Genomic DNA, 16,706 nt, shown 5'->3' with positions numbered 1-16,706 from the left:
CTCCCTGCTCGCCACCCGTCTGGTCAGCCGCGTCCGCACCACCCTCGGCAGCGAACTGTCCATCCGCGGGCTCTTCGACGCCCCCACCGTCGCGGGTGTCGCCGACGCCCTCGGCCGCTGGACGGGTCCCGCGCGCGCCGCCCTGCGCCCTGCCGTGCCCCGCCCCGAGCGCGTCCCCCTCTCCCACGCCCAACGGCGCCTGTGGTTCCTCGACCGGCTCCACGGCCCGAGCCCCGTGTACAACATCCCGGCGGGCCTGCGTCTGAAGGGCGCCCTGGACATCGCCGCGCTGCGGGCCGCCCTCAGCGACGTGGCGGAGCGGCACGAGGCGCTGCGCACGGTCTTCGCCGAGGACGAGGACGGCCCGTACCAGGTGGTGCTCGACGGCACCGCCGCAAACCCCGAGCTCATCCCGGTCGCCTCCGGTGAGGACACCCTGGACCGGCAGCTCCAGGAGGGCGCGCGGCACCGTTTCGATCTCACCGCCGAAGCGCCCTGGCTGGCGAAGCTGTTCGTGCTCGCCCCCGACGAGCATGTCCTGCTTCTCGTGATGCACCACATCGCGGGCGACGGCTGGTCCATGCCGCGGCTCGCCCGCGACCTGACGCTCGCCTACACCGCCCGGTGCGGCGGTGGCGTCCCGCAGTGGGCGCCGTTGCCGGTGCAGTACGCCGACTACACGCTGTGGCAGCGGCAGGTCCTGGGCTCGGAGGACGATCCGAACAGCCCCGTCGCGCGGCAACTCGATTACTGGCGACGCCAGTTGAGCGACCTCCCGAGGGAGCTTCAACTGCCGGCCGACCGCCCTCGACCCGCTGTCGCCTCCTACCACGGCGGCGAGGTGACGTACGAGATACCGGCCGTCCTGCACGGGACGCTCGCCGTGGTCGCGCGTGAGCACCGGGCGAGCCTGTTCATGGTGGTGCAGGCGGCGTTGGCGGTGCTGCTGACGCGGCTGGGCGCGGGGACGGACGTCCCGGTCGGCACACCGGTCGCGGGCCGTACCGACGACGCGCTGGACGACCTCGTCGGGTTCTTCGTCAACACCCTGGTGCTGCGCACCGACACCTCCGGCGACCCGACCTTCGCCGAGCTGGTGGAGCGGGTGCGCGAGACGGACCTGGCCGCCTACGCCCACCAGGACATCCCCTTCGAACGCCTCGTGGACGTGCTCGCTCCGGAGCGCTCCCTGGCCCGGCACCCGCTCTTCCAGGTCGCCTTCTCCTTCGACGCGGCGGACCAGCAGGCCGCCCTCGACACCCTGGGGCAGCTGCCCGGGCTCGACCTCACCCACCACCGGGTCGGCGTCGGCGCCGCGAAGTTCGACCTCTCCTTCGCCTTCCTGGAGCAGCGGGACGCCACGGGCGCGCCCGCCGGGATGCGCGCGACGCTCGCCTACCGTACGGACCTGTTCGACCACGCCACGGCCGCGGCGCTCACCGAGCGACTGGTGCGGCTGCTCGGCGCCTTCGCCGAGCGGCCCGCGCTGCACATCGGCGCCCCGGACCTCATGGACGAGGCCGAGCGCCGGCAGGTGCTCCTGGAGTGGAGCGCGTCGGGCCGGTCCGTCGAAGCCGCCACGATTCCCGCCCTCTTCGAGGCGCAGGTGGCGCGCACGCCCGATGCCGTCGCCCTGGAGGACGGCACGCTCTCCCTCACCTACGAGGCGCTGAACAGGCGGGCCAACCGGCTCGCCCACCGCCTGATCGCGGACGGCATCGGCCCCGAGGACCTGGTGGCGCTGCGCATGCCGCGCTCGGCCGACACGGTCGTCGCCGTCCTCGGCGTGCAGAAGGCCGGTGCCGCCTACCTGCCGATCGACCCGGAGCTCCCCGCGGCCCGCGTCCAGGCGCTGCTCGCCGACACACGACCGGTCCGGGTCCTGGACGCACTGCCTCCGCAGGACGAGTCCACGGACGGCGGCGAGAACCGTGCGGCGGACCCCGCCGACACGGACCGGACGTCCCCGCTGCGGCTGGACCACCCGGCCTATGTGATCCACACGTCCGGCTCGACCGGCACCCCCAAGGCCGTGGTCACCACTCACGCGGGTGCGGCGAGCCTCGCCACCCTCGCCCCCGGTCACGGCATCGGCCCGGGGCACCGGGTCCTGCACTTCGCGTCGTTCAGCTTCGACGTCTCCGTCCTGGAGATGTGGACCGCCCTGTTCACCGGCGCCACCCTCGTCCTCGCCCCGGCAGCGGTCCGCACCCCCGGAGCGCCGCTCGTCGACTTCATCGCCGAGCAGCGCGTCGACTTCGCCAAGCTGCCCGCCTCCGTGGTCGCCGCGCTGCCCCCGGACGCGGAGCTGCCCGAAAGCCTGACGACCTTGGTGGTGGGTGGCGAGCAGAGCACCGCGGAGACCGTGCGCCGCCATGGGCGGGGCCGCCGCGTGATCAACGCCTACGGGCCCACCGAGTACACAGTGAACTCCGTGGTCAGTGACCCCCTTTCGGGGGCGGGCAGTCCGCCCATCGGCCGACCGCTCGCCGACGTGCGCGCCTACGTGCTGGCCGCCGACCTGAGTCCCGTCCCGGTCGGCGTACCCGGTGAGCTCCATCTCGCGGGGCCCGGGCTCGCCCGCGGCTACCTCGGCCGCCCGGCCACGACCGCCGAACGGTTCGTGCCCTGCCCGTTCGGCGCTCCGGGTGAGCGCATGTACCGCACCGGAGACTTGGTGCGGTGGCGCGCGGACGGTGTCCTGGAGTACCTGGGACGCACCGACGACCAGATCAAACTGCGCGGATTCAGGATCGAGCCCGGCGAGATCGAGACCACCTTGGTCCGCCACCCCGGCGTGGCGCAGGCCCGGGTCGTCGTCCGCGAGGACCGGCCCGGAGACCGGCGGCTGGTGGCGTATGTGGTGGGTGACGCGGTCCGGGAACCCGCCGCGCTGCGCGCCGCACTCTCCGCGGCGCTGCCCGACTACATGGTGCCCGCCGCCTTCGTGGGGCTGGAGAGCCTGCCGCTGACCCGCAACGGAAAGCTCGACCGCACCGCCCTGCCGGCGCCGGACTACGGAGCCGAGTCCACCGGCCGGGCCCCGCGCACCGCCGCCGAGGAGCTGCTGTGCGGGCTCTTCGCCGAGGTGCTCGGGCTCGAAAAGGCCGGGGCCGACGACGAGTTCTTCGCCCTGGGAGGCGACAGCATCATGTCCATCCAGCTCGTCGGACGGGCGCGCCGGGCGGGCCTGGTCCTCTCGGTGCGGGACGTCTTCGCGCACCGCACTCCGGCCGCCCTGGCCCGGATCGCGGCCGACGCGCACGAGGTGCCGGGGACCGTGACCGACGACGGCCTCGGCGTTGTGCCGCTCACCCCGGTGATGCGGTCGTTCGCGGCGCGTGGCGGACCCCTGGACCACTTCAGCCAGTCCCATGTGCTCCGGGTGCCCCCGGGCCTGGAGTACGGACACCTCGTCGCGGCGCTCCAGGCCGTGCTCGACCACCACGACGCCCTGCGCGCCCGGCTGGACGCCGAAGGGCCCGAGTGGCGGCTGGAGGTCCCGGGCCCCGGATCCGTGTCCGCCGAGCACTGCCTGCGCCGCGTCGACGCCCGGACGGCGACCGAGGAGGCGTACGCGCGGCTCCTGATCGACGAGGGGACCGCGGCCCGGCGTGAGCTGGCGCCCCGGGACGGGCACATGCTGCGGGCGGTGTGGTTCGACCGCGGCTCCTCCCGGCCCGGCAGGCTGCTGCTGGTCGCCCACCACCTCGTCGTCGACGGAGTTTCCTGGCGCATCCTGCTGCCCGACCTCACCGAGGCCTGGCAGGCCGTGTCCGAAGGCGGCACACCCCGGCTGCAGCCCGTCGGCACCTCGCTGCGCGGCTGGGCGCTGCGGCTGGCCGAGCGGGCGGGCTCGCCGGAGCGCGAGGTCGAACTCCCCCTGTGGGCCGACACCTTGCGCCGCGCCGTGCCGCCTCTCGGCGGGCGGCGGCTCGACCCGGCACGGGACACGCACGCCACGGCGGGCCGGATCACCGTGACCGTGCCGGGCGCCGTGACCAAGGCGGTCCTCGGCCCGGTCCCCGCCGCCTACCAGGCGGGGGTGGACGACGTGCTGCTGGCCGCCTTCGCGCTGGCGCTCACCGATTCGCCGCCCGGCTCCGCCGTGCTCGTGGACCTGGAGGGCCACGGCCGGGAGGAGGACGTGCTGGGCGGCGCCGACCTGTCGCGCACCGTCGGATGGTTCACCAACACGTATCCCGTACGCCTCGACACCGCGACCGTGGACCGCGCCGACGCGTGGGCGGGCGGGCCCGCCGCCGGAAGGCTGCTCAAGCGCGTCAAGGAGCAACTGCGCGGCTACCCCGACCACGGCATGGGGTACGGCATGCTGCGTCACCTCAACCCCGGCACGGCCACCGTCCTTGAGCCGCTGCCACGCCCCGAGGTCGGCTTCAACTACCTCGGCCGGTACAACGTCGGGGGCTCCGGACAGGCCGACTGGACCATCGAGGCGGGCGTCGCCACCGGACCCGAACACGATCCGCGGATGCCGTTGCAGCACGTACTGGAGCTCAACGCGGCCACCAAGGACACCCCCGAGGGCGCCGAACTGGTCGCCACCTGGACCTTCGCGGGTCATCTGCTCCCGCCCGACGACGTGCAAGAGCTGGCACGGAACTGGGTCCGTGCGCTGGAAGCCCTCGCCACCCATGCCGAGCGACCTGACGCGGGCGGGCTGAGCCCCTCCGACGTGGCTCTTTCCTCGATCGGCCAGAGCGAGATCGACGAGTTCGAACAGGAACTGCAAGAGGAGTGGGGGAAGCTGTGAGCCGACCGCAGACGACCATCGAGGACATTCTGCCGCTCACCGCGTTGCAGGAGGGGCTGCTCTTCCACAATGCGTACGACGAGTCAGGCACCGACGTGTACACCGGTCAGGTCGTCTTCGACCTGGCGGACCCTCTGGACGCGGGCGCGCTGCGCGCGGCCTGCGAAGCCCTCCTGGCCCGGCACACGACGCTGCGCACCTGCTTCCGCCGGCGCAAGTCCGGGGAATGGGCGCAGCTCGTGCTCCGCGGTGTCCCGCTGGCCTGGCACCACGAGGACCTCGCGCACCTGGACCCAGCGGCCCGCGAGGACGCGGCCGGGCACATCGTCGAGGCCGACCGGCTCAAGAGGTTCGACCCGGCGAGCCCGCCCCTGTGGCGGCTGACCCTGATCGGTCTCGGCGAGGGCCGCCACCGCCTCGTCCTGACGTTCCACCACACCCTGGTCGACGGCTGGTCGCTGCCGGTTCTCGTCCGGGAGATGATCGCGCTGTACGCCTCGGGGGGCGACCCGTCCGGGCTGCCCGCGGCGCGTCCCTACCGCGCGTACGCGCTCTGGCTCTCGGAGCAGGACCGGGACGCCGCGGCGGACGCGTGGCGCGAGGCGCTCTCGGACGTCGCGGAACCCACGCTGGTGGCGCCCGGCGCGGCGCGCGCCCCGGTGCTCCCCGAGCGGGTGCCCGGTGAGCTGCCCGAGGCGGACACCGAGCGCCTCACCGCCTGGGCCCGTGGCGCGGGACTGACGCTCAACACCGTGGTGCAGGGCGCCTGGGCGCTGCTCCTCGCCCAGCTGACCGGCAGGGACGACATCGTCACGGGCAACACGGTGTCGGGCCGCCCGCCCGAGGTGGACGGCATCGAGTCGATGGTCGGCATGATGATCAACACCGTACCGCTGCGGGTGAGCCTGCGCCCCGCGGAGACGCTGGCCGGCCTGCTGGCCCGGATCCAGGGCGAGCAGGCCGAGATGCTGCCCCACCAGCATCTCGGCCTCGCCGAGATCCAGTCGCTCACCGGCGTGCCGGGCGGCGGTGACCTCTTCGACACCCTCTACGCGTTCCAGAACTACCCGTCGAGCGGTGCCGGCCGGGACAGCCTCGGTGACACGCTGCGCATCTCCTCGGTCCACACGCGCGACGCCGCCCACTACCCGCTGACCCTGGTGGTCGGACCGGGCCGCACCCTCCGGTTCCACCTCGACCACCGCCCCGACGTCCTGCCGCGCCCGCGCGTCCAGGCCCTCGCCGAGGCCTTCACCCGGCTGCTCGCGGCCATTCCTGACCGGGCCGCGTTTCCCGTCGCCCGCCTCGACCTGCTGGGGCCCGCCGAGCGCGACCGGCTCCTGGAGCTAGGCACCGGCGAGGAGCCTATGGCCGAACAGGCCACCCTGGTCGGCCTGTTCGGCGAGCAGGTGCGGCGCAGCCCGGACGCGGTGGCCGTGGTGAGCGGCGGCGAGACCCTGACGTACGCGGAGCTCGACGCCAGGGCGGGCCGCCTGGCCCACTGGCTGAACGCCCGCGGTGCGGGTCCGGAGACGTTCGTCGCCCTCGCCCTGCCCCGCGGCGCGGACCTGGTCGTCGCCGTCCTCGGTGTCCTCAAGTCCGGCGCCGCCTATGTGCCGATCGATCCCGGCCACCCCCAGGATCGTGTCGCGTTCATGCTGGAGGACTCCCGTCCCGCCCTGCTCCTCGACGCTCTGCCGCCCGAGGCCACGGACCCCGGTGCGCCCGTGTCCGACGGGCCGGCCGGCCTGCGCCCGGAGCACCCCGCGTACGTGATCTACACCTCCGGCTCGACGGGCCGCCCCAAGGGCGTCGTGGTGCCGCACCAGAACGTGGTGCGGCTCTTCTCGGCGACCCGCCACTGGTTCGGGTTCGGGGCCGACGACACCTGGACCCTCTTCCACTCGTACGGATTCGACTTCTCCGTCTGGGAGCTGTGGGGCCCACTGCTCCACGGCGGACGCCTGGTCGTGGTCCCGTACGAGGTGAGCCGTTCGCCCGAGCGCTTCCTGCGGCTGCTCGTCGAGGAGCGCGTGACCGTCCTCAACCAGACACCGTCGGCGTTCTACCAGTTGATGCGGGCGGACGCCGAGGACCCGGAGCTGGGCCGCGAACTGGCGCTGCGCTACGTGGTGTTCGGAGGCGAGGCGCTGGACCTCGGTCTGCTGGAGGAGTGGTACACGCGTCATCGCGACGACGCACCGGTCCTGGTGAACATGTACGGCATCACCGAGACGACGGTGCACGTCACGCACCTCGCCCTCGACGCGCCCACGGTGGCCGGACGGCCCGCGAGCCTCGTCGGCACCGGCATCCCCGACCTGCGGGTGAGAGTGCTCGACAGCTCCTTGCGGCCCACACCCGTGGGCGTCACCGGTGAGCTGTACGTCGCGGGCGCCGGGCTGGCCCGCGGCTATCTGGGACGCCCGGGGCTGACCGGTGAGCGGTTCGTGGCCGACCCCTACGGCCCGCCGGGAAGCCGGGTGTACCGCACCGGCGACCTCGCCCGGTGGAACGCCGAGGGCGGCCTCGAATACCTCGGCCGCGCCGACGACCAGGTGAAGATCCGCGGGTTCCGGATCGAACTCGGCGAGATCGAGTCCGTCCTGGCCGCGCACCCGGACATCGCGCAGTGCGCCGTGCTGGTGCGCGAGGACCGTGCGGGCGACCGCCGGATCGTGGCGTACACCGTGCCGTCCGACGCGGCCGTGGACGCCTCGGCCCTGCGCGCGCACGCCGCCGCCGGACTGCCCGACTACATGGTGCCCGCCGCGTTCGTGAGCCTGGACGCGCTGCCGCTCACCGCCAACGGCAAACTCGACCGCCGCGCGCTGCCCGAGCCGGAGCACTCCCTGTCGGCCGCCGTCGTACGCGGCCCGCGCACCCCGCGCGAGGAGATCCTCTGCGGGCTCTTCGCCGAGGTCCTCGGCCGCGCCACGGTGGGCATCGACGAGAACTTCTTCGAGATGGGCGGCCACTCGCTGCTCGCCACCCGCCTCGTCGGCCGGATCCGAGCGGCCCTCGACGTCCAGCTCTCGGTGCAGCAGCTGTTCGACGCGCCGACGGTCACCGGTCTCGCGGCGGCCCTGGACGCCGCCACCGCGAGCGCCCGGCCCCGGATCACGGCCGGCGCGCGGCCGGAGCGGCTGCCCCTGTCGTTCGGCCAGCAGCGGCTCTGGTTCCTCAACCGCTTCGAGGCCGTCGGCGCCACGTACAACATCCCGGTCGTGCTCCGTCTCGACGGCCCGGTCGACCCGGACGCGCTGCGCGGGGCGCTCGACGACGTCGTGGCCAGGCACGAACCACTGCGCACCGTCTTCGTCGAGGACGCGGCGGGGCCGCGGCAGACCGTGCTCGACGCGGCGCTCGCCGGACCCGAGTTCCACCATGTCGAGGCCGGGGACGAGGCGTCGGCGGCCCTCGTCGCCGAGTGCACCGGACGCGGCTTCGACGTCTCACGGGAACTCCCCGTGCGCGTCGCGCTGCTGAGCCACGCCCCGGACCGCCACACTCTCGTGGTCGTGGTGCACCACATCGCCGCGGACGGCTGGTCCCTGCCCGTCCTCGTCCGCGACCTGGCGACCGCCTACGCCGCGCGCCGCACGGGCGGCACACCGGGCTGGCCCGGGCTGCCGGTGCAGTACGCCGACTTCGCCCTGTGGCAGCGCCGTGCACTGGGCGCGCCGGACGACCCGCAGAGCCTGCTCGCGCAGCAGCTGGAGTACTGGCGCACCACCCTCGCGGACCTGCCCGAGGAACTGGCGCTGCCCACCGACAGGCCGCGTGCCGCGGGCCACACGCACCGCGGCGAGCGCGTCGAGTTCGATGTGTCCGGCGAACTGCACCGGCGCCTGGCGGACACCGCACGCTCCCACCACACCAGTGTCTTCATGGTGGTTCAGGCAGCGCTCGCCGTGCTCCTGTCCCGCCTGGGCGCGGGGGAGGACATCCCGATCGGGGCGCCGGTGGCCGGACGTACCGACGAGGCGGTGGAAGACCTGGTCGGTTTCTTCGTCAACAACCTCGTGCTGCGCACCGACCTCTCGGGCCGTCCGACGTTCGCCCAGCTCCTGCGCCGGGTCAGGGAGACGGACCTGGCCGCGTACACGCACCAGGACGTGCCGTTCGAACTCCTGGTGGAGGACCTGAACCCGCAGCGGTCCCTCGCCCGCCACCCGCTCTTCCAGGTGCTGCTCACCGTCGAGACCGCGGACCACCAGGACGTCCCCGAGGCTGTCGGTGAACTCTTCGGCGCGCGGGTGTCCCCCGCTGTCGCCGAGGCGGGCACGGCCAAGTTCGACCTCCTCTTCGGCTTCGGTGAGCGCCGTACCGAAGACGGGGCGCCCGCGGGCATGCGCGGCTCGCTCCTGTTCGACACCGACCTCTTCGACCGCGCGACGGCCGACGCCATGGCCGACCGGATGGTCCGTCTGCTCGACACCCTGACCGCGGACCCGCAGCAGTACGTCACCGACGTCGAGATGGTCGACCCCGCCGAGCGCCGGCGCGTGCTGACCGAATGGAACGACACGGCGCGTCCGGCGCCCGCCCCCCTGACCGAGCTGTTCGCCCGCCGGGCGCGCCTGACCCCGGGCGCCACCGCGCTCGTCTCGGGTGACGAGGAGCTGTCGTACGAGGCCCTCGACGAACGGGCGGAGCGGCTCGCCCACCTGCTGCGCGCGCACGGCGCGGGGCCCGGTCGGCTCGTCGCCGTGGCGCTGCCGCGCACGACGGACCTCGTCGTGGCGTTCCTCGCCGTACTCAAGTCGGGCGCCGCCTACGTGCCGATCGACCTCGACTACCCCGAGGACCGCGTCGCCTGGGTCCTCGCGGACGCGGACCCCGCCCTGCTGCTCACCACCGGCGCGGCCGGCCCGGTGCCGGGAGGCGGCGGCGCCCACCGCGTCGACCTGGACGCCGAGGAGACCCGCGCCGCGCTCGCGGCCCCCGTCGCCGAGGCGCTCGACGCCGTGGACGGCGCCCACGCCGCCTACGTGATCTACACCTCCGGGTCGACCGGCCGCCCCAAGGGCGTGGTGGTGACCCGCGCCGCCCTCGACAACTTCCTGGCCACCATGCGGGAACGGTTCGCGCTCACCGCCGACGACCGGCTGCTCGCCGTCACCACCGTCGGCTTCGACATCGCCGGGCTGGAGCTCTACCTCCCGCTCACGGTGGGCGCGACCGTGGTCCTCGCGGCACCCGACCAGGTGCGCGACCCGCGCGCCCTGTGCGCCGAGGCCCAGCGGACCGGCACCACCGTACTCCAGGCCACCCCCGGCCTGTGGCGCGCGCTCGCCGAGCAGGGCGGCACGTCCCTCGCCGGTGTCAGGGCCCTGGTCGGCGGCGAGGCACTGCCCGCGGACCTGGCCCGGCTCCTCCTGGATCGCGGGCAGCCCGTCACCAACCTCTACGGCCCGACCGAGACGACCATCTGGTCGACGGCCGCCGAGCTGACCACAGGCACCGGCGCCCCCTCCATCGGGCGGCCGATCGGCAACACCCGGGTCTACGTCCTCGACGAGCGGCTGCGCCCCGTGCCTGTCGGGGTACCGGGCGAACTGTTCATCGCCGGTGACGGCCTCGCGCGCGGTTACCTGGGCCGCCCCGGCCTGTCCGCCGAGCGCTTCGTCGCCTGCCCCTTCGGCGCCCCCGGGTCCCGCATGTACCGCACCGGCGACGTGGTGCGCTGGCGCGCCACGGGTGATCTCGAATTCCTCGGCCGCGCCGACCACCAGGTGAAGGTGCGCGGCTTCCGCATCGAGCCCGGGGAGGTGGAGGCGGCTCTGGCCGCCCACCCCGGCATCGACCGGTGCGTGGTGACGGCCCGCCCGGACGGCTCGGGCGACACCCGGCTGGTCGCGTACACCGTCACGGCCGACGTGCGGCCCCCGGCCGCGGGTGAGCTGCGTGACCACCTGGCCGGGCTGCTGCCGCCGTACATGGTGCCCTCGGCCTTCGTTCCGCTGGACGCCCTGCCGACGACCCCGAACGGCAAGCTCGACCGCGGCGCCCTGCCCGAGCCCGAGTTCGGCGGCGCGGGAGAGAGCCGGGAGCCGCGTGGTCCCCGGGAGACCCTGCTGTGCGGCCTCTTCGCCGAGGTCCTCGGCGTCGAGCGGGTGGGCATCGACGACGACTTCTTCGAGCTGGGCGGGCATTCCCTGCTCGCCGCGCGCCTCGCCGGACGGATCCGCGTGGAACTCGGCATCGAGCTGACGCTGCGCGAGCTGTTCGAGGCGCCGACCGTGGCGGGCGTCTCCGCCGTGCTCGGACGCGGCAACCCCGAGGTGGACGGCAGGCCCGCCACCGCCGCTCCGCTCACCCCCGAGCAGCAGCGCCTGTGGTTCCTGCACCAGCTCCAGGGCGAGAGCGCGCTCTACAACGTGCCCGCCGCCGTGCGCCTGTCCGGCGCCGTGGACACCGCCGCCCTGGACCGGGCGCTCACCGACCTGGCCGAACGCCACGAGGCGTTGCGCACCGTCTTCGCCGAGGACCGGCACGGCGCGTACCGCACCCTTCTCGGTGGCGTGTCCGGCGTACTCGAAGTCGTGGACGTCTCCCAGGAGTCGCTGACAGAGCGGTTGGAGGAGGCCGCCCGCCGGCCCTTCGACCTGACGGCGGGACCCGCGTTCCGCGCCCTGCTGCTGCGGATCTCCGACCAGGACAGCGCGCTGCTGCTGGTCACGCACCGCATCACGGGTGACGCCCTGATGGCCCCCGAAGCGGCCCGCGACCTCGCCACCGCCTACGCGGACCGCCGCGAGGGGCGGGCGCCACGCTGGAGCGCTCCGGGCCCCGCCGCCCGGCCCGACACGAGCCGCGACGCCGCGGACCTCGCCTACTGGGGGACCCAACTGGCGGGCCTGCCCGAGGAGTTGGAGCTGCCCTTCGACCGGCCCCGGCCGGCCGTCGCGGGATACCGCGGCGACCGTGTCGAGTTCACCGCCGACGGCGGCCTGCACGCCGTTCTCACCGAGCTGGCGGACGCTCATGGCACCGGGCTCCTCACGGTCCTGCACGCCGCGCTCGCAGCCCTGCTCACCGGCCTCGGCGCGGGTACCGACCTTCCTGTCGGAGTGCCGGCCGCGGACGTGGCCCTCGACGTCGCCGACGCCCCCGTCCCGCTCGCGGACACCCTGGTCCTGCGCACCGACACCTCCGGGCTGCCCGACTTCGCCGAGCTCATCGGGCGGGTCCGGGCGACCGCCCGCGCCGCGGCGGACCGGGCGACCGTCTCCTTCGACCGGGTCGTGGACCACCTCGATCCGGCCCGCTCGCTCGCCCGGCACCCGCTCTTCCAGGTGCAGCTCTCCCGCGCCCGGCGGCAGCTCGCCGACGCGTTCGACGGCCTGGGGCGCGACGCGGGACCGGCCGCCCTGACCGCGGCCGCCGTCGACGTGGCCACCGGAACCTGCCGCTACGACCTGCACCTCACCGTCGACGAGAGGACCGGGCCCGCGGGCGAACCCGCCGGACTGCGGTTCACCCTGGACTTCAGCACGGACCTGTTCGACCGGTCCACGGCCGAGCGGCTCGGCGAGCGGCTCCTCGGGCTGCTGCACACCTGCGCCGAACAGCCCGGCCTGCCGCTGCACCGCATCGAGGTGCTCACCGGCGCCGAACGCCACCTGCTCCTGGAGCAGCTCGGCCGGACCGACGCGACGGAGCCCGGGGAGAGCATCGTCGGGCGGTTCGAGCGCAGGGCGGCCCTGACCCCCGACGCGCCCGCGGTCGTCCATCGCGGCACCGTGCTCACCTACCGGGAGCTGAACCAACGGGCCAACCGCATCGCCCGCCACCTCATCACCCAGGGCATGCGCCCCGAACGGTACGCCGCGCTGGCCCTGCCACGGACCCCTGACCTGTGGGCCGCGGTCCTGGGCGTGCTGAAGACGGGCGCGGGCTACCTGCCGGTGGACCTGTCCTACCCGGCGGACCGCATCGCGTACATCTTCGACGACGCCCGGCCCGAGCTGGTGCTCACCGACACGGCCTCCGCCCCCGCGCTCCAGCCGACAGGTGTGCGCGCCCTCGTCCTGGACGACCCCGCCGTGCGCGGCGCGCTCCAGGCGCTCCCCGCACACGACCTGGCCGACGGCGAACGGCACGCCCCGGTGCTCGCCGCCCACCCGGCCTACCTCATCTACACCTCGGGCTCGACCGGCCGCCCCAAGGGCGTCGTGGTCCCGCGCGCCGGCCTCCAGAACGTGCTGACGGCGCTGGACACACGGTTCCGGCTGGGCCCCGGCGACCGCCAACTCGCCGTCGCGCCCGTCGGTTTCGACATGGCGGGACCCGAACTGTTCCTGCCGCTGCTGTGCGGCGCCACCGTCGTCCTCCCCGACCAGGACACGGTCCGGGACCCCGCGGCGCTCCTCGCGGCCGTCGCGGAGCAGGACATCACCGTGCTCCAGGCCACTCCCAGCCTGTGGCACGCCCTGCTGGCCGAGGACCGTGAAGGGACCCTCGCCGGACTGCGCGCCTTCGTCGGCGCCGAGGCACTGCCCGCCGCGCTCGCGCGGGAACTGCGCGGTCGTGTGAGCGAACTGACCAACCTCTACGGACCCACCGAGACCACCATCTGGTCCACGGCCTGGCAGGTGCCGCAGACCGTCACCGCACCCGCGATCGGGCGGCCGCTGGACAACACACGCGTATACGTCCTCGACGCGCTGCTGCGTCCCGTCCCCCCGGGGGTACGCGGTGAACTGTGCATCGCCGGTGACGGCGTGGTGCGCGGATACGCGGGCCGGGCCGCGCTGACCGCCGAACGCTTCGTGGCCGACCCCTTCGGGCCTGACGGGTCCCGCATGTACCGCACCGGCGACGTCGTGTGCTGGAACGCCGAAGGACAGCTGGAGTTCGTGGGCCGAGCCGACCACCAGGTCAAGGTGCGCGGCTTCCGCATCGAACCCGGTGAGATCGAGACGCGGCTCGCCGGCCACCCGCACGTCTTCGCCTGCACGGTCGTCGCCAGGGAGGACCGCCCCGGGGACCGGCGCCTGGTCGCCTATGTGGTCCCGCACGGCGAGCCCGCGCAGCCCGCGGCCTTGCGCGCCCATCTGGCCGACGCCCTGCCCGAGTACATGGTCCCGTCGGCGTTCGTCACCCTCGACGCCCTGCCTCTGACCCCCAACGGCAAGCTCGACCGCAAGGCCCTGCCTGCCCCGGTGTACGAGGCGGGCTCCGGCTCCCGGGCTCCGCGGACCCCCCGCGAAGAGGTGCTGTGCAGGCTCTTCGCCGAGGTGCTCGGGGTGGAGCGGGTCGGCATCGACGACGGCTTCTTCGAGCTGGGCGGGCACTCCCTGCTCGCCACCCGCCTGGTCAGCCGCGTGCGCACGGCACTGGACACCGAACTGTCCATCCGCGAGCTGTTCGAGGCGCCGACCGTCGCGAGCCTCGGCACCGTCCTCGACCGGGCGTCGGCCGCGCGGAGCGCGGTGCGCCGTGTGGAGCCGCGCCCCGAGAGGGTGCCGGTCTCCTACGTACAGCAGCGCCTGTGGTTCATGAACCGGGTCGAGGGAACCCGTGCCACCTACAACGTCCCGCTCTCCCTGCGCCTGACCGGCGCACTCGACCAGGCGGCCCTCACCGAGGCGATCAGCGACGTCGTCGCCCGCCACGAACCGCTGCGCACCGTGTTCGGCGAGGACGAGCAGGGCCCCTTCCAGCAGATCCTGGACGCCCGGGACGTACACCCCGAACTCACCGTGGTCCCGGTCACCGAGGCGGAACTCGCCGCCCGCAGGGACGAAGCGGCGGGGCACGTCTTCGACCTGGCCGCCGAGCCCCCCGTACGCGCCTGGCTGTTCACGCTCGGCGCGGACGACCAGATGCTGCTCCTGCTGCTGCACCACATCGCGGCCGACGGCTGGTCCATGCCGGTGCTCGTCCGCGATCTGGCCACCGCCTACGCCGCCCGGCGCGCGGGCCGGGCACCGGCCTGGGAGCCGCTGCCCGTCGACTACGCCGACTACACCCTCTGGCAGCGCGCCATGCTGGACGCCGAGGACGGTCCGGCGGCCCGCCAGCTCGCCCACTGGACCGAGGAGCTCGCGGACCTGCCCGCGGAGCTGCCCCTGCCCACCGACCGGCCCCGCCCGGCCGTGCCCTCGTACGACGGCGGGCGCGTCGTCTTCGAGATCCCGGCCGGCGTCCACCAGGCGCTCTCCCGGCTGGCCAAGGAGCGGCGGGCCAGCCTGTTCATGGTCATGCAGGCGGCCGTCGCCGCGCTCCTGACCCGGGTCGGCGGCGGCACCGACATCCCCATCGGCTCGCCGGTGGCAGGGCGCACGGACGAGGCACTCGACTCCCTGGTGGGTCTGTTCATCAACACCCTCGTGCTGCGCACCGACACCTCGGGCGATCCGTCCTTCACCGACCTGGTCGACCGCGTGCGGGACACCGACCTGGCCGCCTACGCCCACCAGGACGTGCCCTTCGAGCGGCTCGTCGAGGTGCTCAACCCCGAGCGCGTCCTGGCCAGGCACCCCCTCTTCCAGGTCGTCCTGACCGTCGACAGCACCGACCAGCAGGCGGCCACGGACGAAGTGGCACAACTGCTGGGGCTCACCATCACGCCGGGCACCACCGAGACCGGTGTCGCCCGCACGGACCTGCTGTTCGGCTTCGGGGAGCAGTTCGACACCGGCGGGGCACCGGCAGGCCTGCGCGGCGCGCTGCTCTACAGCAGTGACCTCTTCGACCATGCCACGGCACAGTCCATGGCCGACCGGCTCGCGCGGCTCCTCACGGCGGCCGCCGAGCGGCCGACCGCACGCATCGGGGCCTTCGAGATCCTGGACGAGACCGAGCGGCACCGGCTGCTCACCGAATGGAACGGCCCGGTCCAGGCCGTGCCGACAGGTACGGTGCTCGACCGGTTCGCCGAACAGGTCCGGCTGGCCCCCGCGGCCCCGGCCGTCGAGACCGGCTCCGCCGTGCTCTCGTACGCCGAACTCGACCGGCTCTCCGACGGGCTCGCGCACCGCCTCGTCGCACTGGGCGCGGGCCCCGAGAAGTTCGTCGCGCTCGCGCTGCCCCGCTCCGCGGAGGTCGTCGTCGCGGTGCTCGCGGTGCTGAAGTCCGGCGCCGCCTATCTGCCCGTCGACCCCGACTACCCCGCCGAGCGCATCGCGTTCATGCTCGCCGACGCCGAGCCCGCCCTGGTGCTCCGCGCCGCCGGGACCCCGGACCCGCTGCCCGGCCCCGACGTGCCGCGCGTGGACCTCGCGGACCTCCTGGCCGACATCGCCGCACAGCCGGGTGACGTCGCGCCGGTCACCGACACCGACCGCGCCGCACCGCTGCGTCCGCACCATCCCGCGTACGTCATCTACACCTCGGGTTCCACCGGCCGCCCTAAGGGTGTCGTCGTCGAGCACGCCTCGGTGAACGCCTACCTGGCATGGGCCAGGGACGCCTACCCCGGACTCTCGGGGCGCGCGCTGCTGCACTCGCCGATCGCGTTCGACCTGACGGTGACCGCGCTGCTCGGCCCGCTCACGGCGGGCGGTTCGGTGCGCCCCGAGGCCCTGGAGGCGGCGTCCGCGGACAGTGGCCTGCGACCGGCTTTCCTGAAGGCGACGCCGAGCCACCTGCCGCTGCTCACCGCCCTGCCCGACGTGCTGTCGCCGACCGGTGACCTGGTGGTGGGCGGCGAGGCGCTCAGCGGCGAGACCGTCCGTGCCTGGCGCGAGCGCAGCCCCGGCGCGAGCGTGATCAACGAGTACGGGCCCACCGAGGCGACCGTCGGCTGCGTCGTGGCCGTCATCAGGCCCGACGACGAGCCGCCCATCGGATCCGTCACCATCGGCAGACCCGCCCGCAACATGCGCGCCTATGTGCTCGACGGTGCGTTGAGGCCGGTGCCCGCGGGTGTGCCGGGTGAGTTGTATGTGGCCGGTGTGCAGTTGGCGCGCGGTTATCTGGG

Annotated in this window: 2 protein-coding genes; both read left to right on the top strand. The window is 74.2% G+C overall.

Annotation, left to right across the window (positions count from 1 at the left end):
• Positions 1 to 4,774 (top strand): amino acid adenylation domain-containing protein (locus ACWDZ7_RS41070; RefSeq protein ID WP_451803863.1); only part of this gene is annotated, 4,774 nt, incomplete at its 5' end.
• On the top strand, positions 4,771 to 16,706 hold an 11,936-nt coding region (locus ACWDZ7_RS41065; RefSeq protein WP_451803862.1), incomplete at its 3' end, for an amino acid adenylation domain-containing protein. The genes ACWDZ7_RS41070 and ACWDZ7_RS41065, both read left to right, overlap by 4 nt.

The organism is Streptomyces sp. NPDC003032, assembly GCF_053591415.1.
This window is presented reverse-complemented; position numbering and strand designations above follow the sequence as displayed.